Raw genomic sequence first — 26,618 nt, forward strand, 5'->3', positions numbered from 1 at the left:
GAGGTGCTTGCCGGGGACGGTGAGGCGGGCGCCGGGGATGGCGAGGCGCTTGCCGGGGACGGCGAGGTGCTTGCCGGGGACGCTGAGGCGGGCGCCGGGGACGGTGAGGTGCTTGCCGGGGACGCTGAGGCGGGCGCCGGGGATGGCGAGGGGCTTGCCGGGGACGGTGAGGTGCTTGCCGGGGACGCTGAGGCGGGCGCCGGGGATGGCGAGGCGCTTGCCGGGGACGGCGAGGTGCCGGTCGGGGAGGGCGAGGGACGTGCCGGGGAGGGAGAGGAGGCCGCTCGGGATGCCGAGGTGCTCGCGGGGGAGGGCGAGGACGCTGTCGGGGACGACGGCGTGCATGTCGTGTCCCTCGGGCTGCCCGCCGGTGCGGAGGCCTGCTGTATCGCGGCGGCCTTGTCGCGCCTCGGCAGTGGTGCGGCCCGCTCGCCGTCGGGCCTGCTGTGCTCGGGCTCGGGTCCGGCCGAGCACCCCGCGCCACCGGCCGGCTCCATCGCCGTACCGGACCGCTCGTCCCGCGCCTCGGCCGGGTGCGGGGCCGGGCCGGATCGGCCGTTCGTCGCCTCGGCCGCGGGCGACGCCGTACCGGACCCCTCGGGTATCGCGTCGGCCGACGCCCGCTCCTCCTCGTCCGGGAGCCCCCGCAGGGCCTCCGACAGTCTGCGGATCGTGTCGACCGGCTGGGGTGCGGCCGGGGGGAGCGGGGCCATGGTCTCGCGGACCACGATGTCGTGCGGGACCAGGACGATCGCCGTGACGCCGCCGTACGGCGAGGGGCGCAGGGTCACCGCGATGCCGTGCCGGGTGGCCAGCCGGGCGATCACGAACATGCCGAGCCGCAGGTCGTCGGCGAGCGCCACCACGTCGAACTGCGGAGGCACCGCCAACTGCGCGTTGAAGGAGTCGTAGTCCTCCTCGGACAGACCGAGACCGCGGTCCTCGACCTCGATCGCCAGCCCCCTGGCCACCATCGAGGCCCGCACCCCCACCGGACTCGGCGGCGGCGAGTACGAGGTCGCGTTGTCGATCAGCTCGGCCAGCAGATGGATCACGTCGGCCACCGCGGGCGGCGCGAGGTAGAGGTCCTCCTCGGTGTGCACCTCCACCCGCTGGTACTGGGCCACCTCGCCGACCGCGCTGCGCAGGATGTCGATCAGTGCCACCGGCTCCGACCAGCTGCGTCCGGGCCGGCCCCCGCTGATGATGACGAGGTTCTCCTCGTACCGGCGCAACTGGCTCGCCGTGGAGTCGAGTTCGTACAGCCCCTTGAGGACCTCCGGGTCCTGGTGGGCGCGCTCCAGCGCGTCGAGCTTGCTGAGCTGGAGGTTGACCAGGTTCTGGCTCTGCCGGGCGATGCCGAGGATGACCTTCTGGAATCCCCGCCGGGTGTCGGCGAGTTCGACCGCGGTGTGCACGGCGGTGCGCTGCGCCGCGTTGAACGCCGTTGCCACCTGGCCGAGTTCGTCGCCGCCGTAGTCGAGCGGCGGGGTCGCCGAGTCCACGTCGACAGTCTCCCCCCGGTCCAGCCGCGCCACCACGTCCGGGAGCCGTTCCTGCGCCAGACTGAGCGTCGCCATCCGCAGACCGCGCAGCCGCCGGGACAGCGACCGGGTGATCCGCCAGGACATGCCGACGCACAGCAGCAGGGCGACGAGACCGCCGGCGCTCAGCGAGGCGGCCTTGATGAGCAGTCCGCGCGCGTTGTCCGCGCTGTGCTGGAGCAGCGAGGTGGTCTGCTGCTGGATGAGCGCCGCGTACTGGTCGGAGACCTCGATGAGCGCGGTCCGCCACTGCTTCTGCACGTCCGGCAGGACGACCAGGCCCTTCTTGTCCCGGTCGGCCCCGGCCGCGAGCACCTTGTCCTCGATGGACTGGAGGATCTGCCACTGGTAGCTGGTGAGGATCTTCTCGGTCTCGGTCTTCGCGGCCCCGGTGAGGGAGGGGACGATCTGGTCCTCCACCAGCCAGCGGCGGGTGTTCACCAGCTGGGCGAACTGCGACCAGCTCTTCTGGTCCATCCGGCCCGCGGGCCCGGCGAGGGTCAGCCGGAGATCCTCCTCGGAGACCAGTTCCGCCGCGTGCTCCAGGGCGACGAGCGGGCCGGCCTGCGAGGTGAGGTCGCCGTCGTCGACCTGGGACAGCGCCTGGAAGGCGTGGATCTGGACGTCGATGATCGAGGTGTACTGGTCCAGGGCCTGGGCGGCGGTGATGCCGGTGGGACGGTCCACCTGGCCCCGGTAGTACTCCAGGCTGCTCACCGAGGCGACGACCGAGTACAACTGGTCCTTGACCCGGTCGGGCGCCTGCTGGATGTCGTCGGCGCGGGAGACCAGTTTGGCGACCGCCGTGTCCGTCCTCCCGCGCTGGGCGTCCAGCGCGGCGCGGGCGGTGTCGCCCCCCGAGGCCAGCCACACGGCCGACAGACTGCGCTCCTGCTGGAGCGCGAGGGTCGCCTCGGTGCCCATCGCGCCGGTGGAGCGGCTCAGTTCGGTCTGCGTGCGCAGCCGCAGCCCCTCCGAGAACATCTGGATCGTCGTCACACCCCACATCGCGGCGAGGGTGACACTGGGCACCAGCGCCAGGAGGATCAGGGAGAGACGTATGGAGCCGAGACGCCGGCGCCGGGCACCTGTCCGTGGAGACATGGTCGTCCTAGGGTGATCAGCGGGGAGCGGGATGCGGGGAGGGGGGGGCGGGGGACCGGCGTGAACCGCCGGGTCAGCGCGTACCGTCGGCGGCGAACCGTGCCACGTCGGAGACATTGGTCTTCGTGACGAAGGCCGGCCCCGTCAGGACGGGGGACACACCGCCTCCGCTGATGTTGCCGTTCGTCCGGTACAGCCAGAGCGCGTCCACGGCCAGATAGCCCTGGAGGTAGGGCTGTTGGTCCACCGCGAACTGCACACGGCCGTCGCGGACCGCCCCGACCATGTCCTTGTTGAGGTCGAAGGTGGCGACCTTCGCCTTGCTGCCCGCCTTCTTCGCCGCGTCGACCGAGGCGAGCGCGAACTGCGCCCCGTTGGCGATCACTTCGTCGATGCCGGGATCCTGCTGGAGGCGTGCCGTCACGGCGGCGGACATCGCGTCCATGTCGGTCCCGTCGACGTAGAGCATCTCGGTCTCCCCGGCGAACGTCTTCTTCACACCGGCGCAGCGGGCCTCCAGGGAGATGTTGCCGCGCTCGTGGATGACGCACAGCGCGTGCTTCACTCCGAGGCCGTCGAGCTTGTCGCCGACCGCGCGGCCCGCGACGCTCTCGTCCTGGCCGAAGTACTCCAGCAGTCCCGTCGACTGCCAGGCGTCCATGCCGGAGTTGAGACCGACCACGGGTATCCCGGCCGCCTTCGCCGCGGCCACCGGGCTCTTCATCGCCTGCGGCTTGGCCAGCGTCACCGCGATGCCGTCCACCTTGTCGCGGACCGCGTCCCGCACCAGCTCGGCCTGTCCGGCCGCGTCGGCGTCGCTCGTATAGCTCAGATCGACGTTGTCCTTGGCGGCCGCCGCCTCCGCGCCCTTGCGCACCAGCTCCCAGAAGGCGTCGCCCTTGGCGCCGTGGGTGACCAGCGCGACCTTCATCCGGCCGCCGGAGCCGCCGGCCCCGTCCGAGCCGGACGAGCCGTCGTCGGAGCAGCCGGCGAGGAACAGGGCGCAGGTGACCGCGAGGACGGTCAGCCGCACGGATCCGGCGGGGCCGGTGGGTCTGGGAGGTGGTGAGGCGGGGAGAGGACTGTTCATGGGGGGCTGCACCTCGCTGTGCGGCAGAGCATGAGGACGGGGCATGCGCCGCCGGAGCGACGGGGTGGGCGCCGGCGAGACGCTATCGCTGGCTCGGAGCCAACCGTGTGTGACCGCTGGTAGTCAAGTAAACAACCACTTGGGGTGAGCTGCTGCTGCCGCATCGTGATGTGGGACGGGACCGGAGGGGGCGAAAGGGAGCATAGCCGCAGGTGGATTGAATGATCGTCAAAATTGCGGAGCGCGCCGGGTCACGCAGTGCGCCGGACCGCGGGTCGAGCAGCCGGCGCACGAGGCCCACGGCGTCGTGCTCGTCGAGCGGGACGTGCACGATCGCGATCACGGTGGGGGCCGCCCACTCCCGGAGCTCATCCGTCCAGCCTCCCACTGCCGCAGGCCGGTGGAACAGGCGTACGGGGCCGGAACCGGCCGCCCCCTACACTGAACCGGTTCACGCCCAGCCGAGGAGGTCGACCACCGTGGCGTTCGAGGATCCCGCCGCCGAGGTGCTCGGGCACGCGGCCGAGACCTTCGGGCTGCTCGCCTCCCCGGCCCGGCTGCATCTCGTGTGGGCGCTGGCCCACGGCGAGAGCGATGTGACCGGGCTCGCCGAGCGGGTCGGCGGCGCGCTGCCGGCCGTCAGCCAGCACCTGACCAAGCTGAAGCTGGCCGGCCTCGTCCGCTCCCGCCGCGAGGGCCGCCGCCAGGTCTACTTCGTCGACGATCCGGACGTGGTGGACATCGTCCGCCTGGCCATGGACCGCCTCGCCGACCGGACCCGTCAATCCGTCGGATCCGACCGATCCGACCGCGTCGCCGGGGCCGCGCGCCCGGCCGTCCGTCTCCGTGGCCTCTGAGGCACCCGCAGCCGGCGCCGACGGCACCGCCCTTCAGGTGCTGCGCCGTCTGGAGAGCGGGCCGCGCGGGCTGACCGACGCCGAGGCCGCCGCCCGGCTCGCCGCCACCGGCGACAACACACCGCCCGCGGCCCGCCCCGTCTCCTGGCCCCGGCTGCTGCTGCGCGGCACCCGGGACCCCTTCACCGCCGTCCTCCTCGTCCTCGGCCTGGTCTCCGCGCTCGTCGCGTCCTGGGGCACCGCCGCCGTGATCCTCGCGCTCGTCGCGGTCGGCGTCGCGCTCCGCGCGAGCGGCGAGCACCGCGCCGACCGGTCCCTGGCCGGGCTGCGCGAACTGGTCGCCGGCACGGCCACCGTGCTGCGCCGCCCGGCCGACGCGGAGCCGCCCCGCCCCCGTGAGCTGCCGGTCGCCGACCTCGTGCCGGGCGATGTGATCCGGCTCGGCCCCGGCGACCTCGTCCCGGCGGACGTACGACTGCTGCGCGCCCGCGGCCTCACCGTGCACCAGGCCGCGCTGACGGGCGAGTCGGCGCCGGTCGCGAAGTCGGCCACCCAGACGCCGGACCCCGCCGCCGAGTCCCACCTCTGCTTCCAGGGCGCCGACATCGCCTCCGGCAGCGCCACCGCCGTGGTCCTCGCCACCGGGGCGCGCACCCGGATCGCCGCCGCGCCCGACGGGACCGGGCGGCGGGAGGCCAGCGCCTTCGACCGGTCCGTGCACGGCATCTCCTGGGTGCTGATCCGCTTCATGCTGCTCACCCCGCCCCTGGTGCTGATGGCGAACGCCGCCCTGCGCGGCCGGGGCCTGGAGACCCTGCCCTTCGCGGTCGCGGTGGCCGTCGGCCTCACGCCCGAGATGCTCCCGGTGATCGTCACCACCTGTCTGGCCCGGGGCGCGGTCCTGCTCGCCCGTACCCACGGTGTCGTCGTCAAACGGCTGCCCGCCCTGCACGACCTCGGCGCGATCGACGTCCTCTGTGTCGACAAGACGGGCACCCTCACCCAGGACCGCCCCGTCGTCGACCGCTCCCTCGGCCCGGACGGCCACGACGACCCCACCGCCCTGCACTGGGCCGCGGTCAACGCCTGGTGGACCCTCCAGCTCGCCGAACTCCCCCAGCCGGACAGCCTCGACGAGGCGCTCCTGGAGGCGGCCGCGCCTGCCGAGGCGTACGACGCCGTGGACGCCGTCCCCTACGACCCCGTCCGGCGACTGGCCACCGCGGTGCTGCGTGACCCGCGCCCCGGCACCCACACGCTGGTCGTCAAGGGCGCGGTGGAGGACGTCCTGGACCGGTGCTCGCTGGCGGAGGGGGAGCGGGACCGCCTGGCCGCGCTCGCCCGCCGCGAGGCGGACAGCGGTCTGCGCCTGCTCGCCGTCGCCACCGCGCGGCGCCCCGCGCGCACCCGCCCCTACACCCCCGCCGACGAGCGCGGCCTCACCTTCCGGGGCCTGGTCACCTTCCGCGACACCCTCGCCCCGGAGGCCGCCGAGACCCTGCGCGGCCTGCTCGGCCAGGGCGTCGCGGTACGCGTCCTGACCGGAGACCACCCGGGCACGGCGACCCGTGTCTGCCGCGAGCTGGGGTGGGAGCCGGAACGGGTGAACGTCGGTGCGGATGCCGCCTCCGGCCCGGAGCCGGCCGTCCGCGGCCTCACCGTCCACGCCCGGTGCACCCCCGCCGACAAGGCGCGCGTGGTCGAGGAACTGCGGGCGGCCGGGCACACCGTGGGGTTCCTCGGGGACGGGGTCAACGACGCCCCCGCCCTGCGCGCCGCCGACGTCGGCATCGCACCGCGCTCGGCCTGTGCCGTCGCCCGGGAGTGTGCCGACGTCGTCCTCGGCGAGAAGGACCTCGCAGCCGTCGGCCACGCCGTCACCGCGGGCCGGCACAGCGGCGGGAACATCGCCTCGTATCTGCGCGTCACCCTCTCCTCCAATCTCGGCAACGTCCTCGCGATGCTCACGGCGGGTCTGCTGCTGCCGTTCCTGCCGATGCTCCCGGCGCAGGTGCTCGTGCAGAACCTGTGCTTCGACGCCGCCCAGCTCGCCTTCGCGTACGACCGTCCCGGCGCCGCCGCGCTGCGCCGCCCCGCCGAGCTGCGGCCCCGCTCCTTCCTGCGGTTCCTCACCGGGTTCGGCGCGCTCAACGCGGTCGCCGACCTCGCCACCTTCGGGGTGCTCGCCCTCGCCCTGCACGGCCCCGACGCGGTCGACGACGAGGCCGTGTTCCACTCCGCCTGGTTCACCGAGAACCTGCTCACCCAGGCCCTGGTGATGGTGCTGCTGCGCACCGGACGCGGCGCCGCGGGCACGGGCCCCGTGGGCCGGGCGGCCGCCGTCCTCGGCGCCGTCGGACTGCTGCTGCCGCCGAGCCCGCTGGGCGCCCGGCTCGGTATGACCCCGCTGCCGCTGCCGTACTACCTGCTGGTCACCGTCGTCCTCGGTCTGTACGCGCTGGCCCTGCGCCGGGGCGCCCGGGGGGCGCTGTGCACGGACCCCTCGGGTTGTACAGTTGCGCAACATAGCAACCATTGCTGACGGAGAGGTCTCGAGCATGCTGCGCAATGGACTGGAGCCCTGGCACCTGCTGGTCGTGGCGGTCGTCGTCGTCCTGGTGTTCGGCTCGAAGAAGCTGCCGGACACGGCGCGCGCCCTCGGCAAGTCGATGCGCATCCTCAAGAGCGAGGCCAAGGCGATGAAGGAGGACGGCGCCGCGGGCGGCACCGTCTCCGAAGCGCAGACCCCGGTCACGACCGCTCCGGCGGACCCGCCCGCCACCGCGTACTGAGAGAGCCGGCGCGCCGGGAGAACCCCGCGCGCGCCGGGAGAAGCGACAACCGGCGGGGCCGGGGCCGTCCTGCCGTGCGCAGGTGGCCCCGGCCCCGCCGGTGTGGTCGAACGCGTGCCTCAGGCGGGCTCGCCCGGCAGCGGAGACGGCTGGAGCGCCTCGGCGGCCGCCCGGGCCGCCTTGCGCCGCTTGCGGCGGCTCACCCGCGGCTCCTGGTCGGGCAGCCAGCCGAACGTCATGCAACTGCCCACGACGCCCAGCAGCAGGCCGACGAAGAACCCGCCCAGGTTGGACGTGACCCAGGTGGCCAGCGAGAGCAGTACGGCGATCACGGAGTAGAACAGCCGCTGCGCCGGGTTGAAGACGATCAGCAGGCCGCAGACGAGCATCAGGGTCGGCAGGAGGTAACCCGCCAGGCCCTGCATACCGATGTGCAGGATGACCGGAAGCGGCGCCTTCATGGTCACCAGGATCTCGGCGCCGCCGAGCGTGAGCAGCATCCCGCCCGCGAAGGGCCGACGCCCCCGCCAGGCTCGGAAGGTGCTGCGCCACCCGTGCTCCCCGCTCACTTCGGGCAACCCCCGGTCCCGAACCGCATGTGCAGGTCGGGCAGCTTGAAGACGCCGGCGGTGGCCGCGTAGTTGTGCTGGTACAGGTTGTTGATGAGGACGGTGTCGGCCTGCTGGCCGTAGACGCCCTCGGGGCCCTTCACGCCGCCCTTGTTGAAGGTGCTGGCGTCGCCGCCGATCTCGATGCCGTGGAACTCGGCGTCACCCTTGATGACGTCGGAGTCGATGGCCAGGTTCTCCACGTGCACCGGAGTGCCGTCGCCGCCCGCGGTGAGCAGGAGCTGGATGCCGCCGAGGTCGACGCTCTGGCACATGTTGGTGATGCTGCCGTCCTTCACGACCGAGGTGACGACCAGGACCTGGCCGCCGGTGTCACCCTGGTTGGGGCTGTTCTCGATCATGCTGTCCAGTGCGCCGAACTGCTCGAATCCGGTTCCGTCGAGCTTGTCGGCGGTGACCACGAACGGCATCCCGGAGATGGCGAACTGCACTCCGAGGGCGCCCTCGGCAGTCAGGATCGCGAGACCGGCGGCGACCGCGGCGGCCGGCACCGCCATCACTGCGGCCCGGCGCGGCCGGACCCGGCCGCGTCTGCCGGAGGAACCGTTTTCCGGGTTCCCGGGGGTGTTGTCGTCGGACGACGTGACGTCCGGGGACGAGGCCATGTCTGCTCCCATGCGCTTGAAGTGGTGCGGGTTGGGCTTCAGTGGCGCGTTGTCCTGGCGCGGACAGCGGCTGCCGCGTACGCCTCCTCGCAACTCCCGGAAGCCGTAAGGGCTTTCACGTTACGCAGCAGTAGCCAACGAGGAAGTTACCGATGGTTACACCAAAGGGTCAAGGGAGATGTGGAAAAAGAGTGTTCATCATGTGCCGCCTGTGGATCAAGTCCGTCACGTGTCCCCTGCATATATCTGTTGGGTCATCAACTTCCTTACAACGTATTGACGTTGGCGGAATCTCAGGTCTACAACTCTCCCTGGCTCAGCCCGTATCCGCGGCTCGGCCCGGATCCGTGGCGCCGGATCCGCCACGCGGCGACCGCCGCGCTCCCGGACCTTCCGTTCCACCTGGGCGGATCCACCCGAGTCCGATCCCTCACCCGGCACCGGTACGGCCGCTTCCCCCCGCGGGCCGCGTCCGGTCGCCCATCCCGCCCGGCCCGGCCGGAGTCACCGTCCAGTGCCTCCGGTTGGTCACCGGCCGGCTGCCGTTGCCGGTCCGTCACGTACGGAGAAGGCGTCACGGGCCGGCAACGGCGGACGCCGAGTCGCGTCCCCCCACGTTGCGAACGGCACCCACGAACCAACCAACTCCCCCGAAACACCCCCAGTTCAGAAAGAGGCACCCGCCAATGCGTATCCGCTCCCTCCTTGCCGTCGCCGGTACCGCCGTCGCGCTCACCCTCCCGGCCGTCACCCCGGCCTCCGCGGCCGGCGCGGTCCTGACCACCGCCAACGGCGATGTCGCGGTCGGCGACGTCCTCAACGCGTCCCTGGCCAGCGGCACCGCCGCCACGCTGTACAACAGCTCGACCGGCACCAGCGGCATCTCCTGTGCCACGTCCACGTTCACCGCCACGGTCACCGACAACCCGGCCGCCCCGGGCACCGCCACCGAGTCGCTCACCGGGCAGACGTTCGGCAACTGCACCTCGAACGTCCTCGGTGTCACCGGCGTCACCAGCATCACCGTCAACAACCTGCCGTACACCACCACCGTCACCTCGGGCGGCGTCGTCACGGTGACCCCGCCGAGCGGCTCCACCGTCCAGACCACGGTCGTCCTGCGCACCCTGCTGGGCACCGTCTCCTGCGTCTACCAGGCGTCCGGTCTGAGCGGCACGGCGAGCAACACCGACAACAGCATCAACTTCAGCAACCAGGCGTTCACCCGGTCCTCCGGCTCGACGCTGTGCCCCTCCGCCGGCTACTTCACCGCCAAGTACGCCCCGGTGACCGACGGGACCGCCGCGGTCGTCGTCAACTGACCCTCGTCACGGAGGACTTCAGCGCCTGCGCAGACGCAGCGCCAGGGCGGCGCCACCGGTGAGCACCAGCACGACGGTGGCGCCGCCCGCCAGCAGCGGCGCGGACGGACCCGAACCTGCCCCGGTCGCGGACGCCACCGGGGTGCTCCCGGGTGCGTCCGCGCCCGTCTGCGCGGGCGAGGCGGTGGCCGGATCCGACGGGTCCGCGGTCGCCGCGGCCGCGGTGGGCGCGGGGGCCGAGGGGGTCGCCGCAGCCGGAGCAGGCGTCGCCGAAGCCCGTGCCGAAGCCTTCGCCGCGGCGCCCGCCGCCTTCTCTTCCGAGAACACCACGTCGGAGCACGAGTAGTACGTGTCCGGCGTGCTGCTGTTCTGCCAGATCGTGTACAGCACCTGACGTCCCGTCCGGTCGGCGGGCAGCTTCGCGCTGAACCGGTAGGCCCCCTGGCTCAGCGTCGGGTCCTTGACCTCGGCGAACGGGCGCTCCGGGAGATCGTCCCAGGTGAGCGGTTTCGTGGGGTCGTAGCCCTGCTTCGTCAGATACAGCCGGAAGGTCCCGGTGTGCGGGATCGTCGAGGCGTACGTCATCTTCAGCGTCCCGCCCGGCGTCAGCCGGGTCGTCGGCCAGTCGGCGCGCGCGAGGTCCAGCCCCTTGTAGGCGGACAGCCCGCCGCTGCACAGCCTGCCGTCCGGAATCGTCTGCCGGTCCCGGCCGTTCACGTTCGCCACCCGCAGGTTGTCCCAGGCGGCGAACGACGTCCCGTTGGCGGCGATCGCCGCCTTGCAGGCCGCGCTGCCGGTCCGGGTGCCCTCCGGGGAGCAGCCGTAGACCCGGCTGGACGGCTCCGTGGGCGCGCCATGGGCCAGGGCGGGGCCGGCGGCCCACAGGTTCAGCAGCAGGGGACTCACGGCGGCCGCCGTCAGGGCGGCGCTGCGGTGTGCGGTCATCCGGGGCATCGGGGACGTCTCCTCGGCCGGCGCGGGAACGGTCTGTTTCCAGTACGGCGGGCCCGTCCCGCGCGTTCAGCGCGCGCCCGTACGACCCGTATGAATCAGGGCATTCACCGTCCGGACGCCGTCGTCGAGGGTGGGTTTCCGGCCGGATCGAGGGTTTCCCCCGTATCCGGATGACCATTCCTTTGCCTATCGTTCCTGCACAGCTGAACCACAGGTAACCCCTGGCGGAAGCAGCTTCCCGCGCCTGGCCGGCCATCGCGTTCCACCCCCCTCCGCTTCGACGCCGAAGCGATCGACCGTTGCTCCGTGCTGCCTGCCCGGAGCCGGCCACGAAAGGCACGCCCTTGCGCACCTCACCCGCTCTCAGGCGAAAGCTGATATCCGCCGCCGCCCTCTCCGCGGCCCTGCTCACCGCCGCCTCCACCGCCTCCGCGGTCGCCGCCCAGGACTCCTCCTCCACGGCCTCCGCCGTGCCCGCCGCGCAGACCGAGGCCGCCCCCGGCACGGTCGCCGAGCGCCTGATCGTCGGCTACAAGTCCGGTGCCAGCGAAGCCACTTCGAACGCGGCAGCCGAGGCCGACGCCGCCGCCAAGGGCGAGCAGGCAGGCGAGGACGTCGACTTCCGGCGCCGCCTGGGCACCGGCGCGGCCCTGGTCGACCTGGGTGAGGACGTCACCCGGGCGGACGTCGCCGATGTCGTCGCGCGGTACCAGGCCGACCCGCAGGTCGCCTATGTCGTCCCCGACCGTCTCAACACGCCCCAGGCCGACCCGAACGACACCGAGTACGCCAAGCAGTGGGATCTCTACGAGACCACCGCCGGCATGAACGTCCCCGGCGCCTGGGCCACTTCGACCGGCAGCGGGGTCACCGTCGCCGTCATCGACACCGGTTACGTCGCCCACAGCGACCTCGCCGCGAACATCGTCGGCGGCTACGACTTCATCGCCGACACCGCCGTCTCGGTGGACGGCGACGGCCGCGACAGCAACCCGGCCGACCCGGGGGACTGGTACAACGCGAACGAGTGCGGCTCGGGCATCCCGGCCTCCACCTCCTCCTGGCACGGCACCCATGTGGCCGGCACCATCGCCGCCGTCACGAACAACAACAAGGGTGTCGCGGGCATCGCCTACGGCGCGAAGATCTCCCCGGTCCGGGTCCTCGGCAAGTGCGGCGGCTACGACTCCGACATCATCGACGCCATCACCTGGGCGTCCGGCGGCACCGTCTCCGGCGTGCCGGCCAACACCAACGTCGCCAAGGTCATCAACATGAGCCTGGGCGGCGACGGCGCCTGCACCTCGGCCACCCAGAGCGCGATCACCGCGGCCGTGAACCGCGGCACCACCGTCGTCGTGGCGGCCGGCAACGACAACGACAACGTCGCGAACCACTCGCCGGGCAACTGCAACAACGTCATCTCGGTCGCCGCCACCAACCGCACCGGCGCCAAGGCGTCCTACTCCAACTACGGCTCCCTGGTGGACATCTCCGCCCCCGGCGGCCAGACCAGCACCGGCACCGCCAACGGCATCCTGTCCACGCTGAACTCCGGCAGCAAGACGCCGTCGACCGAGTCGTACGCCTACTACCAGGGCACCAGCATGGCCACCCCGCACATCGCGGGCCTGGTCGCGCTGATGAAGTCGGCGAACTCCGCGCTGACCCCGGCGCAGATCGAGACCGCCATCAAGAACAACGCCCGTGCGCTGCCCGGCTCCTGCTCCGGCGGCTGCGGCGCGGGTCTGGCCGACGCGGCGAAGACGGTGGCGGCGGTGAGCGGCACCGGCGGTGGCTCGACCGGCGGCACCACGTTCTCCAGCAGCACCGCGGTCGCCATCCCGGACAACGGTTCGGCGATCACCTCCTCCATCGCCGTCAGCGGACTGAGCGGCAACGCGCCCTCGACCCTGAAGGTCGCCGTCGACATCACCCACACCTACCGCGGTGACCTGGTCGTCGACCTGGTGGCCCCGGACGGTTCGACGTATGGCCTGAAGGCCTCCAGCTCCTCGGACTCCGCGGACGACGTCAACACCACCTACACGGTGGACGCCTCCACCGAGGCCGCGAACGGCACCTGGAAGCTGAAGGTCCAGGACGTGGCCGCGCAGGACACGGGCACCCTCAACGGCTGGAAGCTGACCTTCTGAGACGGCCGCAGGGACACCTCCGCGTGACCTGAGTCGGGCGGGCCGACCGGTGTGGATGGACACCGGCCGGCCCGCCGCACTGTTTTACGCCACTTCGTACGCCACTTCGTACGCCACTTCGTGCGCCTTTCCGTAGGCCTTTCCGTACGCCTTGTCGTACGGCGTCAGGAGGCCGCTCGCTCCTCCAGCGAGGCCAGCACCCGCTCCCCGCGGTCGGCCCGGGTGTCCAGGCGCGGCAGCACCCCCGACACCGCGATGCTCGGCAGTATGTGCGCCCACATCACCGACAGCCGGTCGGCGAGGTCCGCGCGGCCGGTCAGCGCCCGCGACATCAGCTGGATGCCGGTGAAGGAGCCCACCAGCAGCTCCACGGTCTCCCGCGGCTTCACCGTGGGCAGCAACTCGCCCCGTTCGCGGGCCAGTTCGAACAGGTCGGTCAGCCGCTCGGCCCACTGCCGGAACGGCTCGCCGTGATCGATCCCGGACGGCGTCTCCTGGTCCACCGCCAGTCGCACACTGCCCCGCAACAACGCGTTGCTCAGCAGCCGTTGACCCACCACGAAGGTCATGTCGACGATCTCCTGGAGCTTGCAGGCCTGCGGCGGCACCGCGCCGAACGGCACCTGCTCGTTCAGGACCGCGTGGGCGAGCGATTCCTTCGACGGGAAGTGGAAGTACAGGGCACCCTTGGTGACTTCGGCACGCTCCAGGACCATGGAGATGGTGGTGGACATGTAGCCGTGCTCGTCGAAGACCGCGCCGGCCGCCTCCACGATCGCCCTGCGCGTCCGGATGGCGCGCTCCTGTTTCGCCATAAGAGCCCCTTCACGGCAGCGAGTTGGGCAAGAACGCGCGATCGCCCGCGGTCCGCCCCGATCATAGGATGCCGTCGACTGATCTCATTGAAAACAAACCGGTCGCCTCGTACTCTAACGCTTACCGGAGCGGACGGTTCGCCGTCTGCCATGGCCTTCGGGGGACCGTAGGGAGAGACATGACTCGACCACGGCAGCTTGCCGACGCTCCGTCCTTGACCACCACTGTGCCTCGCCAACTCGTGCACCGCGCGGCCCTGTCGGAGACCCTGCTCACCGGCTGGCGGCGCACCGGGGAGGACCGCTTCTCGGTCTCCGCCCAGTGGCCACGGGCTCATGGGTTACACGTGTCGCCCGACTGGTCCGCTTATGACCCCCTGCTCGTCGTCGAAACGGTCCGGCAGGCCGGCACCCTGATCGCGCACACCGAGTACGGCGTTCCCCTGGATCACCAGTTCGTCATGCAGGAGTTCCAGGTCGACGCGGTGACGGAGAGGCTGGCGGTGGACCCGCTGCCGGCCGAGCCGGAACTGGAGCTGCTCTTCGCCGAGGTCCAGTACCGCGGCCGCCGCCTCGCCGGCGCCCGCTACACCGCGCAGGTGCGGCGCGAGGACGAACCGGTGGCCACGGCGGACGTCGCCTTCACCGTCGTCGGCGGGCCCGTCTACCGCCGGCTGCGCGGCGGACGCACCCCCGAGTCGGTGACCGCGACCCCCCTGCCGGCCGGTCTCGCCCCGGCCGACGTGGACCGCGCGCTGCCCACCGACGTGGTCCTCGCCCCGGCCGACGGGCCCGATCGCTGGCAGTTGCGAGTAGATACCGCACACCCCGTTTTCTTCGACCATCCCCTCGACCATGTTCCCGGCATGCTCCTCCTGGAGGCCGCCCGCCAGGTCGCCCGGCTGCTCGGGGCCGACGGACGGTCACCTGTTCTGTATCACGCGCTCTTCCATCGGTACGCCGAACTGGACGAACCCATCTGGATCGAGGCAAAGGGAGGCCATGGGACCGATGTGCAAGTCGTGGGAACGCAAGGGGAGTCGACGGTCTTCACATGCCTGGTGGGTACCGCCGCACGGTGAGCTATTGTGTACTGGGGGTAAGAAACAAACGGCATGACCCGTTCTTTACCGGCCCAGGAGAGTCCAGTCGATGGCGAGGCAGTTACGCGCCGAACAGACCCGCGCGACGATCATCACGGCCGCTGCCGATCTGTTCGACCGGCACGGCTACGAATCGACGAGCCTCAGTGAGATCGTCGAGCACGCCCGTGTCACCAAGGGAGCGCTCTACTTCCATTTCGCGGCCAAGGAGGATCTCGCCCACGCCATCATGGAGTTGCAGTCCCAGGCCTCACGCCGGGTCGCCGTCGAGATCGACGACCGGGGCTATCCGGCACTCGAAGCGCTGATGCGCCTCACGTTCGGCCTCGCGCGGCTTTCGGTCGAGGGCCCGATCGCCCGCGCGGGGCTCCGGCTCGCCACCGGGGGAGTGCCGGTGAAGCCACCGCTGCGACATCCGTTCGTCGAGTGGCTGGAGCTGATGAGCCGTCGGCTCACGGGAGCGGTGAAGGAGTCCGACATCCACCCGGACGTCGACATCGACGCCGTCGCCCACTCCCTGGTCTGCTTCTTCGTGGGCACCCGGGTGGTGGGCCGCTCCCGGGAACCGGCGGCCCGGCTGCCGCGCCGGATGGCCGAGATGTGGTACGTCCTCATCCGCGGCCTGGTGCCGGTCCCCCGCCGCCCGCGCTACCTCAGCCTCGCGGCGCGACTGGAGCGGGAGATCATGGCGGGCTGACGGGCAGGCGGGGCGGGCCGCGGCTACGGTGAGCCGTATGCCCGCCACCCCCACCCCGCCGCCCGCCACCCCGCCGCCCGCCACCCCGGCCCCACCCCCCGTCATCCTCGGCGACGAGCCCGGTTCCTTCCCGCACGGTGTCCTCGCCGAGCGGCACCCGGCGATCATCCGGCAGGTACGGGACGCCTTCCCCTACGACCCCGCCGTGCACCACGCCCTGGACGCACTGCTGCAGAGCTGTCTGAAGGGCGTCATCGAACCGCTCCCCGCCGACGCGCACGACGGCGACCGCTGGCGGGACTGGGGCCTCGACGCGTACACCGGCCGGTCCTGGTTCGAGGTGCCGTGGCTGTGGTCGGAGAGCTACTTCTACCGCCGACTCCTCGAAGCGGTCGGCCACTTCGGCCCCGGCGTCTGGCAGGGCCTCGATCCGTTCCACCCCTTCAAGCGCGCCGAACTCGACGCACCCGAGACGGGCGAGGAACTGGCCGCGCTCGACGCCCTCCGGACCCGCCCGGCCGACGAACGCGCCCGCGCCCTGCTCCACGGCTCGCTCTGGGGCAACCGCGCCGACCTCGGCTTCCGTCTCTCCGACGCCGACGCCGAGACACGGGACGCCGCCCCGGGACTGGTCGCCGACGACAGCGAGGCCCTGTGGGCGCTGCTCCCGGCCGGCGGGAAGACCCCCGGCACGGTCTGCCTGATCGCCGACAACGCCGGCCGCGAACTGATCCCCGACCTCCTCCTCGCCGCCCACCTCCTCGAACAGGGCCGGGCCGGCCGGGTCGTGCTGCACGTCAAGCCGTACCCGTACTACGTCTCCGACGCCACGCCCGCCGACGTCGTCGACGCGCTCCGCGCCCTCACGGCCGCCCCGGGCGAGGCCGCCGCGTACGGCCGCCGGCTGTGGGCGGCGTCGGCGGACGGCACCCTCGCCGTCCGGGCCCACCCCTTCGCCGCCGCCCCGCTGCCGTACGCCGGGATGCCGCCCGGTCTGCGCGCGGAGTTCGCCGCGGCCGACCTGACGATCGTCAAGGGCGACCTCAACTACCGCCGCCTGGTGGGCGACCGGATGTGGCCCCCCACCACCCCCTTCGCCGACACCGTCGCGTACTTCCCCGGCCCGGTCGCCGCCCTGCGCACCCTCAAGTCCGAGGTGATCACCGGCCTGACCGAGGAGACCGAGTCCGCCCTGAACACGGCGGAGGGCCGGCACTGGCGCACCGGCGGCACCCACGCCCTGATCCAGGTCCGGGACTGAGAGGCGGCCGGGACGGAAGTTCCCGAATCGCAAGCCCGGCCGCCCGGTTCACGCGATGGTGTGATCATGTGTCGCCGTACGGATGGGCGTCGGGGGCCCCGGGTAGGGCCCGGCCATGAAGCAGCCGTTCGAACTCCCGCACTTCTACATGCCGCACCCCGCGCGGCTGAACCCGCATCTCGAGGAGGCTCGTGCCCACTCGACGCGCTGGGCGCGCGACATGGGCATGCTGGAGGGGTCCGGGATCTGGGAGCAGGCCGATCTGGAGGCGCACGACTACGGCCTGCTCTGCGCCTACACCCACCCCGACTGCGACGGCCCCGCGCTGTCGCTCATCACGGACTGGTACGTGTGGGTGTTCTTCTTCGACGACCACTTCCTCGACATGTTCAAACGCACTCCGGACCGCGCCGCCGGCAAGGCCCATCTGGACCGGCTCCCGCTGTTCATGCCGCTGGACCCGGCGGCGCCCGTGCCCGAGCCGCGCAACCCGGTCGAGGCGGGTCTGAAGGACCTGTGGGCGCGCACCGTGCCGGCCATGTCGCAGGACTGGCGGCGCCGTTTCGCCGTGGCCACGGAACATCTCCTCAACGAGTCGATGTGGGAGCTGTCCAACATCGACGAGGGGCGGATCGCCAACCCCGTCGAGTACATCGAGATGCGCCGCAAGGTGGGCGGCGCCCCCTGGTCGGCCGGGCTCGTGGAGTACGCCACCGCCGAGGTGCCCGTGTCGGTGGCCGGTTCGAGGCCGCTGCGGGTGCTGATGGAGACCTTCTCCGACGCCGTGCACCTGCGCAACGACCTGTTCTCCTACCAGCGCGAGGTCGAGGACGAGGGGGAGAACAGCAACGGCGTGCTGGTCCTGGAGACCTTCTTCGGCTGCACCACCCAGGAGGCCGCCGACACCGTCAACGACATCCTCACCTCCCGCCTCCACCAGTTCGAGCACACCGCGTTCACCGAAGTGCCCGCGCTCGCCCTGGAGAAGGGCCTGCCACCCGGCGAGGTCGCCGCCGTGACCGCGTACACCAAGGGACTTCAGGACTGGCAGTCCGGCGGCCACGAGTGGCACCTGCGCTCCAGCCGCTACATGAACCGGGGCGCCGTCCCCGTGGCCCCCTGGCAGCGGCCGACCGGCCCGGGCACCGCCGCCGCCGACGTCGTGGCGCTCCTGGCGTCGGCCCCCGCGACGGGGGCACCTCCCACGCCTTTCGGGCAGTGGGGGAGATGGCGGGCGTACACGCACGTGCCGTTCCGCAAGGTCGGCCCGTCGCTGCTGCCCGACTTCCACATGCCCTACCAGGTCGAGCTCAGCCCCCATCTGGCGGCGGCCCGCCCCCGTCTGACGGCGTGGATGCACGGGACGGGCATGCTGGCGGAGGGCGTCTGGGACGAGGACAAGCTCGACGCCTACGACCTCCCGCTGTGCTCGGCCGGCCTCGATCCGGACGCCACCCCCGAGGCCCTCGACCTCAGCGCCCAGTGGCTCGCCTGGGGCACCTACGGCGACGACTACTACCCCCTGGTCTTCGGCCGCCGCCACGACCTGGCCGCCGCCCGCCTCACCACCGCCCGCCTCTCGGCCTGCATGCCCGTCGAGGACGAGCCGGCGCCCCTCGTGCCCGTCAACGGCATGGAGCGCGGCCTGATCGACCTCTGGGCCCGCACCACCGCCGGCCTCACCCCCGACGAGCGGCGCCCGCTGCGCGCCGCCGTCGACCAGATGACCGAGAGCTGGGTGTGGGAGCTGTCCAACCAGCTCCAGAACCGTGTCCCCGACCCGGTCGACTACCTGGAGATGCGCCGCGCCACCTTCGGCTCCGACCTCACCCTGAGCATGTGCCGCATGGGCCGGGGCCCCGCGATCCCGCCCGAGATCTACCGCACCGGCCCCGTCCGGGCCCTGGAGAACGCCGCCATCGACTACGGCTGCCTCACCAACGACGTGTTCTCGTACCAGAAGGAGATCGAGTACGAGGGCGAGATGCACAACGCGATCCTCGTCGTGCAGAACTTCTTCGGCTGCGACTACCCGACCGCGCTCGGCATCGTCCACGACCTGATGACCCAGCGGATGCGGCAGTTCGAGCACATCGTCGCGCACGAACTGCCCGTCCTGTACGACGACTTCCAGCTGTCCGCCGAGGCCCGTGCCGCCCTGGGGGGCTACGTGGCCGACCTCCAGAACTGGATGGCGGGCGTCCTGCACTGGCATCGCGAGGTCGACCGCTACAAGCCGGCCTACCTGGCCCGGCGTGCCCACGGCTTCCTCCCGGACCGCGTCCCCGCGGCGCCCGTTCCCCACCTGACCGGTCAGACGGGCTGACGCTCCGTCCGGGCGGCGTGCTCGACCGCGGCTCGTGCCAGCGCCCGGACGACCGGGTGTGGGCGCGAGCCGTCGCCGGACAGCTCCGGCTGGAAGAGGGAGGCCAGGAAGAAGGGATGGCCCGGGAGTTCGGCGATCCGGACGTGACCGTCCTCGTCATGGCCCGAGAAGCGCAGCCCGTGGGCGCGCAGGGTGTCGAGGTGGCGGGAGGGGCCGTAGGCGCAGAAGTAGCGCTCGACCGTGCGCTCCGAGCCGATCACGGACTGGGCGAGCGAGCCCGGCTCGATCGTGACGACACCCTCGTGGCCGACGAGCGAACAGGCCAGCGGCGCGATGAGGAAGTCGTCGGCGCCGGGGTCGTTCTCGGCATGCGCCACCCGCGTGAGCCCGCACACGTTCCGGGCGAACTCGAGGAGCGCGTGCTGGAACCCCCCGCAGGTGCCCAGGAAGGGGATGCCCGTCTCGCGCGCGGTGCGGATCGCGGCCAGCACGCCCGCCTCGCTCCGGTACGGGCTGCCCGGCAGCACCCACACCGCGTCGAAGCCGCGGACCGCGTCCTCGGCTCCCGCGTCCTCGGACGGGATCCAGTAGGCGTCCAGGACCAGCCGGTCCCGGGCGGCGAGGGCGTCCAGCAGGCGCGGGACGCGCGTGTGCGAGACGACATGGGGGGAGCGGTCGCCGACGAGGGCGACCTTGGCGATCCGAGCTGCGGTTTGGGTCATGTCCCTCATCCTGGGCGCGGCAGCTCGTTCACGTCCAACGATGATTTCTGGACTCTCCATAAGCAGTACTGATGAGACGCTGGTCCGCATGGACCCGCACCTCCTGCGCACCTACGTCACCGTCGCCCGCCTCGCCTCCTTCTCCGAGGCCGCCCGGGAACTCGGCTACACCCAGTCGGCCGTCTCCCAGCACATCGCGGCCCTGGAACAGGACCTCGGCGCGGCACTGCTCACCCGCCGCCCCGTCACGCCCACGGCGGCCGGCGAGCGGCTGCTGGAGCACGCGGGCCCGCTGCTGCTGCGGCTGGAGGCGGCCCGCGCGGACGTCGTACGGATGGCCGCCGCGCCCGCGCACGGGCTGACCCTCGCCACCTCGCCGACCGCCCTCGTCCCGGCCGCCCTCGCCGCGCTCCCGCCCGCCGGGGTGACCCTGCGCGTCCTCGCCCGCGACGAGGTCCCGGCCGCCGTCGCCGCCGGCACCGCCGACCTCGGCCTCGTGGACGGCCTGGCCGCGCCCAGCGACCCGCTCCGGCTGCCCGACGTGGCGCCGCTGACCACGTACGGCGTGGCGGAGGAACCCGTGTGCGTCCTGCTGCCGGCCGCCCATCCCCTGGCCCGCCGCACCGGCCTGCGCCTGGGCGACCTCGCCGACGCCCGCTGGCTGGACGCCCCCGACACGGCCCTCCCGCTGCCCCAGCTGCGCGCCGCGAACGGCGGCCACGGCTTCCGGCCCGCCCTGCGCTACGACGGCACCGACGTCCGTCTGCTGACCGTGCTGGCCGCCGCCGGCCACGGCCTCGCGCTGCTGCCCCGCTCGGCGGCCACCGGGGTGCCCGGCGCGGTCGCCGTGCCGGTCACCGGGCCCCGGGTCGTCCACCGGACCGAACTCGTCCACGCCGGTGCGCCGTCCGGCGCGGCGGGGGCGCTGGTGGAGGCGCTGTCCACGCGCGCGTGAGGTGTCGACGGCGCAGGGGCCGCCGTACCGCTGCCGCCCCTGGGGCAGTCTCACTCGTTCGTGGCACGTCGTCGGCGGGTGCGCCGGGTAGGGCACCAGCCGGAGGCGAACCATGGAACAGACCGCGTTGCGTCCCAAGCCCCTGCCCGGCCGGGAACCCGGCGGCGGTGCCGAGCGGGGCGGCCGGGCCCACCGTCCGCGCGCCGCGCGCCGCGCTGGCGGCCGGCTGACGATCCTGCTGCTCGGCCTGGTCGCCGGTGCGGTGCTGCTGCTCTGTGGTGCCGGGCTGGGCGTGGTCGGGGCGACCGTGCTCGGTAGGAGCAGGCCGGGGGAGTTCCAGGGCCTCACCGGCCGCGGGGGTCCGGGACCCACCGCCCCGGCCGCCCCGTCGCCCCGGCCGGTCCGTGCCACCCTGGGCCTGGAGGCCGTGGACGCCGAGAGGCAGGGCGCCCGGATCGTCGCCGTCCACGTGCCCGGCCCCGGGTACTCCGCGGGGCTGGTGCGCGGTGACGTCCTGCTGGCGTTCGGCGGGACGCGGATCGACTCGGCGACCGATCTGGCGCGCGTGGTCGACGAGGCCCGCCCCGGCCGACGAGTGACCTTGACGCTCCGTCATGAGGACGGCGCCCACCGGCAGGTGAGGGTGACGCCGGGTGTGGTCGTGTGAGGTCACACGGCCCGGAAGCGGCCGGTGAGCCCGCGCTCGTCGTCCAGGACGTGGCAGGCGAGCCCGACGGGAGCCTCGCGGCCGGCCGCCCGCCCTCCCACGGCAGCCGCGAGGCGAGCCGGGCGGGCACCTCCCCGCCCGGTGGATCGTTCGTCGCGCCACTGGTCAAGGCCGCCCCCGCAGGGCCACCATGAGCCCATGCCCGGCACCCTTCTCGCCTTCCTCGGCGCCTGTACGCTCATCGCCGCCTCGCCCGGACCCAGCACCGTGCTGATCATCAAGCAGTCGCTGCGCAGCCGCCGCGCCGGCTTTCTGACCGTCCTCGGCAACGAGACCGGCGTCTTCGTCTGGGGCGTCGTCGCCGCGTTCGGCCTGACCACCCTGCTCGCGGCCTCCGAACTGGCGTACGACGTGATGCGCGTCGTCGGCGCGGTCGTCCTGGTCTGGTTCGGCGTCCAGGCGCTGCGCCAGGCCCGCCGCATGAAGCGGGACGGCGACGGCTCGGCCGACGCCATGGACGGGGACGGGGACACCCGGGAGCTGAGCGGCCGGGCGTCCTACCGGGCCGGGCTGCTGCTGAACCTCGCCAACCCCAAGGCGGCCGTCTTCGCCCTGTCCTTCCTGCCGCAGTTCGTCCCCGAGGGTGCCCCGCACCTGCCCGCCATGGTGGGCCTCGCCGCCCTGTGGGCCGTCTACGAGGTCGGCTACTACGGCCTCTATGTCTGGTTCGTCGGCCGGATGAAGGACGTGCTGTCCCGGGCCGGGGTGCGCCGGCGCCTGGAGCAGGTCTCCGGCGGCGTGCTGGTGCTCCTCGGCGTCCGCATGGCGCTGGAGAGCTGACCGGACCCGGGCACCACCGCCCTGGGGCGTGTGGCGAAAGTCCCGGCTCGCCTCCGGGCGGACGACGCTGCTTTCGACACACGCCCCAGCCGCGCGAACCGGCTCGCGCGGCTCCCGCTGTCCGGGCAGGATGCTGCCCGTAGTCACCGTCACCACCGAGGGAGACCCGGATGACCGGCACCGCGCCCGCGCCCTTCACCGCCGACGACTACCGGGCCCGTATGGCACGGGCCGCGCGCGAGGCCGCCGACGCCGGACTCGCCGGGCTGCTCGTGGCACCCGGACCCGACCTCGTCTGGCTCACCGGCTACGCGCCCCCCGCCGCCACCGAACGGCTCACCCTGCTCGCCCTCGCCCCCGGCCACGACCCCGTCCTCGTCGTCCCCACCCTGGAGGCCCCGGACGCGGCGAAGGCGGCCGGTGCCCCGGCGCTCACCCTGCGGGACTGGACCGACGGCAAGGACCCCTACGCCGTCACCGCCGGCCTCCTCGAGCCACGCGGCCGGTTCGGCGTCAGCGACAACACCTGGGCGATGCACCTGCTGGGCCTGCAACGGGCCCTGCCCGGCACCTCCTACGCCGCGCTCACCGAGGTCCTGCCGATGCTGCGGGCCGTCAAGGACCCGGCCGAACTGGAGCTGATGGCCGCCGCGGGCGCCGCCGCCGACCGGGCGTTCGAGGAGATCCGCACGATGCCCTTCGCCGGACGCCGCGAGTCCGAGGTCGGCGCCGACCTCGCCGGCCTGCTGCGCCGGTTCGGGCACTCCCAGGTCGACTTCACCATCGTCGCCTCCGGCCCCAACGGCGCCAACCCGCACCACGAGGTCGGCGACCGCGTCATCGCACGCGGTGACATGGTCGTCCTCGACTTCGGCGGCCTCAAGGACGGCTACGGCTCCGACACCTCCCGCACCGTCCACGTCGGCGAACCCACCGACGAGGAGCGCCGGGTCCACGACCTCGTCCGCGAGGCCCAGGAGGCCGGCTTCCGCGCCGTACGGCCCGGGGTCGCCTGCCAGGAGGTCGACCGGGCCGCCCGCGCGGTCATCGCCGACGCCGGGTACGGCGCGTACTTCATCCACCGCACCGGCCACGGCATCGGCGTCACCACCCACGAGCCGCCGTACATGATCGAGGGCGAGGAACAGCCCCTCGTGCCCGGCATGTGCTTCTCCGTGGAACCCGGCGTGTACCTGCCCGGCCGGTTCGGGGTACGCATCGAGGACATCGTCACCGTCACCGAGGACGGCGGCCGCCGCCTCAACGACACCACCCGCGAGCTGGTCGTCGTCGGCTGAGCCCGCCCCACCGAGCCACCCCCAGGAGTCCGGCACCCACCCGAACGGCAACGGCGCGATCATGACCCAGGCACCGACACCCACCGCGGACACCGTCCGCCGACTGGTCCGCGCGCTCCTCAAGGAGGGCGACCGCGGCGGACCGGGACCCCAGGTGCGGCCCGTCGCCGAGGAGGGCGGGCACTGGACCTGGTGGGTCGGCACCCGCCATGTGCTGCGGCTCGCCCCCGACCACGACGCCACCGTCCGCCAGCGCCGCGAACTGCGGCTGCGCGACCTCGTCCGCCCCCATGTGCCCGTCGCCGTGCCGACCGGCGTCGCGCACGGCGAGTGGTCGCCCGGACTCACCTACACCCTGGACACCAAGGTGCCCGGCGGCACCGCCGAGGAGCACGACGTGTCCGCCGTCGGCGAGGCCGACCTCGCGGGCCTCCTCGGCGGACTGCGCGAGGTACCGCCCCGGCAGGCCGAGGCGCTCGGTGTGCCGCGCACCGCCCCACGCTCCCTGGAGGCGCTGCGCCGCATGGCCGTGGCCGCCGCCGACACCCTCGCCCGCGCCGACGAGTTCGACCCCGGGCGCCTGCACCAGCTCACCCAGGCCGGCGCGGCCCAGCTCGCCGCGCAGCCCGCCGCCGCCGTGCTCGTCCACCACCGGCTGCGCGGCGAGCACCTCGTGGTCAGCGCCGACGGCCGGGTCCGGGGCGTCCTCGACTGGACGGACGCGGTGATCGGCGACCCCGCCGAGGACATCGCCGGACTCGCCCTCGCCGTGGGCTCCGGCGCCGCCGTCCGCGCCGCCACCCTCGCCGGCTACGGCGCCCGCCCCTGTCTGCGCGGCCTCTGGCTGGCCCGCTGCGACAGCGTCACCCGCCTCGCCGACCGCCTCGGCGGCCGCGGCACGACCCCCCTCGCCCTCCTGCACACCCAGCTCCGCCACGCCTGGGAGGCGATCCTGCTGGAGCGGACGACGGAATTCCGGGAGGACGAGGAATAGAGGAATAGGGGCGCGGGGCTGCGCCGATGCGCGGCTCCGCCGCGTGGGCGCGACCAGCCACGACGATCCCGCACCCGGCGGACGGACAGAACACACCACCCGGGACCCCGCACCGCACCCCTCACTCCTGCAACAGCACCACGCACGACTCCCCGGGCACATGCAGCAGCCCGTCCGCCCCCGGGACGGCCACCGGCTCCCACGCGGCGAGCACCCGGGCCGGGCGGGGGCCCAGCGGGATCGCCGCCGGGTTCCCGCCCAGGTTCACCACCACGCGGACGTCCCCGCGCCTGAAGGCGAGCCAGCGGGCCCCGGCGTCCTGGGCGACCTTGATGTCCGCGAGGTCGGGATCGGTCAGGTCCGGCTGGCCGTGCCGCAGCGCGATCAGCTCGCGGTACCAGGCCAGCACGCGCGCGTGGGGCGCCCGCCCCGGCTCGGACCAGTCCAGGCAGGAGCGGTCCCGGGTCGCCGGGTCCTGCGGATCCGGTACGTCCGCCTCGGCCCAGCCGTGCGCCGCGAACTCCCGCCGCCTGCCCCGCCGTACCGCCTCGGCCAGCTCGGGATCGGTGTGGTCGGTGAAGTACTGCCAGGGCGTGCCCGCCGCCCACTCCTCGCCCATGAACAGCATCGGTGTGAACGGCGCGGTCAGCGTCAGCGCCGCCGCGCACGCGAGGAGCCCGGGGGACAGGGCCGCCGCGAGCCGGTCGCCCTGTGCCCGGTTGCCGACCTGGTCGTGGGTCTGGGAGTAGCCCAGCAGCCGGTGCGCGGGGACGCGGGAGCGGTCCAGCGGGCGCCCGTGGTGCCGGTCCCGGAAGCCGGAGTACCCGCCGTCGTGGAAGTACCCGCCGGTGAGGGTCCTGGTGAGCGCGGCGAACGGATCACGCGCGAAGTCGGCGTAGTAGCCCTGGGACTCCCCGGTGAGCGCGGTGTGCAGGGCGTGGTGGAAGTCGTCGTTCCACTGGGCGTGCAGCCCGAGTCCGCCCTCGCGGCGCGGTGTGATCAGCCGCGGGTCGTTCAGGTCGGACTCGGCGATCAGGAACAGCGGCCGGCCCGTGTCGGCGGCGAGCGCGTCCACGGCCGTCGACAGTTCCTCCAGGAAGGGGTACGCGCGCGTGTCGGCGAGCGCGTGCACCGCGTCCAGCCGCAGCCCGTCGAGCCGGTAGTCCCGCAGCCAGGCCAGCGCACTGCCCAGCAGATACGCCCGCACCTCGTCCGAGCCGGGCGCGTCCAGGTTGACGGCCGCGCCCCAGGGCGTGTGATGGCGCTCGGTGAAGTACGGGCCGAACTCGGGCAGGTAATTGCCGGACGGTCCCAGGTGGTTGTGCACGACGTCCAGGACCACGCCCAGGCCCAGACCGTGCGCCCGGTCGACGAACCGCTTCAGCCCCTCGGGGCCGCCGTACGGCTCGTGCACCGCCCAGGGCGAGACCCCGTCGTACCCCCAGCCGTGCCGGCCCGGGAACGGACACAGGGGCATCAACTCCACGTGGGTGACGCCGAGTTCGGCCAGATGTCCCAGGCGCCCGGCGGCCGCGTCCAGGGTGCCCTCGGCGGTGAACGTGCCCACGTGCAGCTCGTAGAGGACCGCGCCCGGCAGCGGACGCCCCGGCCACGGGACACGCCAGTCGTACCGGTCCTGGTCGACGACCGCGCTCAGGCCGTCCGGCCCGTCCGGCTGACGGCGCGAGCGCGGGTCCGGGCGGACCGGGCCGTCGTCCACCGCGAAGCCGTACCGCGTGCCGTCCGCGGCCTCCGCCTCACCCGTCCACCAGCCGGCCCGCTCCGGATCCGGCCGGAGCGCGCGGGTGACGCCGTCGCACTCCAGCGTCACCCGGCCGGCCTGTGGTGCCCACACCTCGAACTGCACGGACGGTTCCCCTTACGTCT

Annotated in this window: 23 protein-coding genes and 1 pseudogene; 15 read left to right on the top strand and 9 right to left on the bottom strand. The window is 73.1% G+C overall.

Annotated elements, in window-relative coordinates; translation table 11 throughout:
- From AQJ64_RS01490 to AQJ64_RS50435, 3 genes and pseudogenes are all read right to left on the bottom strand, one after another.
- On the bottom strand, positions 1 to 2,648 hold a 2,648-nt coding region (locus tag AQJ64_RS01490), incomplete at its 3' end, for a sensor histidine kinase (protein ID WP_079061450.1).
- 73 nt (positions 2,649 to 2,721) lie between these two features.
- Positions 2,722 to 3,738, bottom strand: a complete 1,017-nt coding sequence (locus tag AQJ64_RS01495; RefSeq protein WP_059202337.1) for a substrate-binding domain-containing protein — start codon at positions 3,736 to 3,738, stop codon at positions 2,722 to 2,724.
- A 271-nt stretch (positions 3,739 to 4,009) separates the two neighbouring features.
- Positions 4,010 to 4,090: pseudogene (locus tag AQJ64_RS50435) on the bottom strand (SAM-dependent methyltransferase); the annotation flags it as partial.
- A 127-nt stretch (positions 4,091 to 4,217) separates the two neighbouring features.
- On the opposite strand from AQJ64_RS50435, the gene AQJ64_RS01500 reads away from it, so the two are divergent.
- Genes AQJ64_RS01500 through tatA form a run of 3 tightly spaced genes read left to right on the top strand, consistent with a single transcriptional unit; the run spans position 4,218 to position 7,387 of the window.
- A complete protein-coding gene (locus AQJ64_RS01500; RefSeq protein WP_055632689.1) occupies positions 4,218 to 4,595 on the top strand; it encodes an ArsR/SmtB family transcription factor in 378 nt (125 codons plus the stop codon).
- The gene (mgtA, locus tag AQJ64_RS01505; RefSeq protein WP_055632690.1) at positions 4,585 to 7,137 is read left to right on the top strand and encodes a magnesium-translocating P-type ATPase; all 2,553 of its coding nucleotides are present in this window, start codon (positions 4,585 to 4,587) and stop codon (positions 7,135 to 7,137) included. The genes AQJ64_RS01500 and mgtA overlap by 11 nt, the downstream gene beginning before the upstream one ends.
- 16 nt (positions 7,138 to 7,153) lie before the next feature.
- Complete coding sequence (gene tatA, locus AQJ64_RS01510) at positions 7,154 to 7,387, top strand: Sec-independent protein translocase subunit TatA (RefSeq protein WP_055632691.1); 234 nt, start codon at positions 7,154 to 7,156, stop codon at positions 7,385 to 7,387.
- Positions 7,388 to 7,506: 119 nt separating this feature from the next.
- Here tatA and AQJ64_RS01515 read toward each other — a convergent pair whose 3' ends face one another.
- Together AQJ64_RS01515 and AQJ64_RS01520 are read right to left on the bottom strand one after the other, a co-directional pair.
- Positions 7,507 to 7,956: a DUF6114 domain-containing protein gene (locus AQJ64_RS01515; protein WP_079061408.1), complete on the bottom strand. Its 450-nt coding sequence runs from the start codon at positions 7,954 to 7,956 to the stop codon at positions 7,507 to 7,509.
- A complete protein-coding gene (locus AQJ64_RS01520) occupies positions 7,953 to 8,621 on the bottom strand; it encodes a DUF6230 family protein (RefSeq protein WP_055632693.1) in 669 nt (222 codons plus the stop codon). Before AQJ64_RS01520 ends, AQJ64_RS01515 begins: the two co-directional genes overlap by 4 nt.
- Before the next feature lie 686 nt (positions 8,622 to 9,307).
- On the opposite strand from AQJ64_RS01520, the gene AQJ64_RS01525 reads away from it, so the two are divergent.
- Positions 9,308 to 9,943 carry a hypothetical protein gene (locus AQJ64_RS01525; RefSeq protein WP_055632694.1) on the top strand — a complete coding sequence of 212 codons (636 nt, stop codon included), beginning with the start codon at positions 9,308 to 9,310 and terminating at the stop codon, positions 9,941 to 9,943.
- Between the two features lie 18 nt (positions 9,944 to 9,961).
- Here AQJ64_RS01525 and AQJ64_RS01530 read toward each other — a convergent pair whose 3' ends face one another.
- Positions 9,962 to 10,897, bottom strand: a complete 936-nt coding sequence (locus AQJ64_RS01530; protein ID WP_055632695.1) for a lytic polysaccharide monooxygenase auxiliary activity family 9 protein — start codon at positions 10,895 to 10,897, stop codon at positions 9,962 to 9,964.
- Between the two features lie 344 nt (positions 10,898 to 11,241).
- Between AQJ64_RS01530 and AQJ64_RS01535 the strand changes: the two genes are divergently transcribed.
- Positions 11,242 to 13,053, top strand: coding sequence for a S8 family peptidase (locus AQJ64_RS01535; RefSeq protein WP_055632696.1), 1,812 nt, complete (start codon positions 11,242 to 11,244; stop codon positions 13,051 to 13,053).
- 164 nt (positions 13,054 to 13,217) lie between these two features.
- Here the strand turns inward: AQJ64_RS01535 and AQJ64_RS01540 are convergent, their stop codons facing one another.
- Positions 13,218 to 13,868, bottom strand: a complete 651-nt coding sequence (locus AQJ64_RS01540) for a ScbR family autoregulator-binding transcription factor (RefSeq protein WP_055632697.1) — start codon at positions 13,866 to 13,868, stop codon at positions 13,218 to 13,220.
- 215 nt (positions 13,869 to 14,083) lie between these two features.
- On the opposite strand from AQJ64_RS01540, the gene AQJ64_RS01545 reads away from it, so the two are divergent.
- From AQJ64_RS01545 to cyc2, 4 genes are all read left to right on the top strand, one after another.
- Positions 14,084 to 14,950: a ScbA/BarX family gamma-butyrolactone biosynthesis protein gene (locus tag AQJ64_RS01545; RefSeq protein WP_338059972.1), complete on the top strand. Its 867-nt coding sequence runs from the start codon at positions 14,084 to 14,086 to the stop codon at positions 14,948 to 14,950.
- Between the two features lie 70 nt (positions 14,951 to 15,020).
- Complete coding sequence (locus AQJ64_RS01550; protein ID WP_055632699.1) at positions 15,021 to 15,668, top strand: ScbR family autoregulator-binding transcription factor; 648 nt, start codon at positions 15,021 to 15,023, stop codon at positions 15,666 to 15,668.
- A 37-nt stretch (positions 15,669 to 15,705) separates the two neighbouring features.
- The gene (locus AQJ64_RS01555) at positions 15,706 to 16,929 is read left to right on the top strand and encodes a damage-control phosphatase ARMT1 family protein (protein WP_059202338.1); all 1,224 of its coding nucleotides are present in this window, start codon (positions 15,706 to 15,708) and stop codon (positions 16,927 to 16,929) included.
- Between the two features lie 115 nt (positions 16,930 to 17,044).
- Positions 17,045 to 19,255: a germacradienol/geosmin synthase Cyc2 gene (gene cyc2 / locus AQJ64_RS01560; RefSeq protein WP_055633948.1), complete on the top strand. Its 2,211-nt coding sequence runs from the start codon at positions 17,045 to 17,047 to the stop codon at positions 19,253 to 19,255.
- On the opposite strand, the gene AQJ64_RS01565 is transcribed toward cyc2, so the two are convergent.
- Positions 19,243 to 19,977, bottom strand: a complete 735-nt coding sequence (locus tag AQJ64_RS01565) for a CTP synthase C-terminal region-related (seleno)protein (RefSeq protein ID WP_055633949.1) — start codon at positions 19,975 to 19,977, stop codon at positions 19,243 to 19,245. The two genes, cyc2 and AQJ64_RS01565, sit on opposite strands and share 13 nt — an antisense overlap.
- 88 nt (positions 19,978 to 20,065) lie before the next feature.
- On the opposite strand from AQJ64_RS01565, the gene AQJ64_RS01570 reads away from it, so the two are divergent.
- The 6 genes from AQJ64_RS01570 (at position 20,066) to AQJ64_RS01590 (ending at position 24,731) form a co-directional block, all read left to right on the top strand.
- Entirely contained in the window at positions 20,066 to 20,932 is an 867-nt protein-coding gene (locus AQJ64_RS01570; RefSeq protein ID WP_055633950.1) for a LysR family transcriptional regulator, read from the top strand.
- 112 nt (positions 20,933 to 21,044) lie between these two features.
- A complete protein-coding gene (locus AQJ64_RS01575; protein ID WP_055633951.1) occupies positions 21,045 to 21,599 on the top strand; it encodes a PDZ domain-containing protein in 555 nt (184 codons plus the stop codon).
- Positions 21,596 to 21,793: a hypothetical protein gene (locus AQJ64_RS48865; RefSeq protein WP_157880926.1), complete on the top strand. Its 198-nt coding sequence runs from the start codon at positions 21,596 to 21,598 to the stop codon at positions 21,791 to 21,793. Before AQJ64_RS01575 ends, AQJ64_RS48865 begins: the two co-directional genes overlap by 4 nt.
- Before the next feature lie 4 nt (positions 21,794 to 21,797).
- Positions 21,798 to 22,439 carry a LysE family translocator gene (locus AQJ64_RS01580; protein ID WP_055633952.1) on the top strand — a complete coding sequence of 214 codons (642 nt, stop codon included), beginning with the start codon at positions 21,798 to 21,800 and terminating at the stop codon, positions 22,437 to 22,439.
- 170 nt (positions 22,440 to 22,609) lie between these two features.
- Complete coding sequence (locus AQJ64_RS01585; RefSeq protein WP_059202339.1) at positions 22,610 to 23,737, top strand: aminopeptidase P family protein; 1,128 nt, start codon at positions 22,610 to 22,612, stop codon at positions 23,735 to 23,737.
- 61 nt (positions 23,738 to 23,798) lie between these two features.
- On the top strand, positions 23,799 to 24,731 hold the full coding sequence (locus tag AQJ64_RS01590) for an aminoglycoside phosphotransferase family protein (RefSeq protein WP_055635163.1): 933 nt from the start codon (positions 23,799 to 23,801) through the stop codon (positions 24,729 to 24,731).
- A 121-nt stretch (positions 24,732 to 24,852) separates the two neighbouring features.
- Here AQJ64_RS01590 and treZ read toward each other — a convergent pair whose 3' ends face one another.
- Positions 24,853 to 26,598 (bottom strand): malto-oligosyltrehalose trehalohydrolase, encoded by a 1,746-nt coding sequence (gene treZ / locus AQJ64_RS01595; RefSeq protein WP_055635162.1) that lies wholly within the window; start codon positions 26,596 to 26,598, stop codon positions 24,853 to 24,855.
- Positions 26,599 to 26,618 lie beyond the last annotated feature (20 nt).

It is taken from the genome of Streptomyces griseoruber, from assembly GCF_001514205.1.
Taxonomy (GTDB): Bacteria; Actinomycetota; Actinomycetes; order Streptomycetales; family Streptomycetaceae; genus Streptomyces; species Streptomyces griseoruber.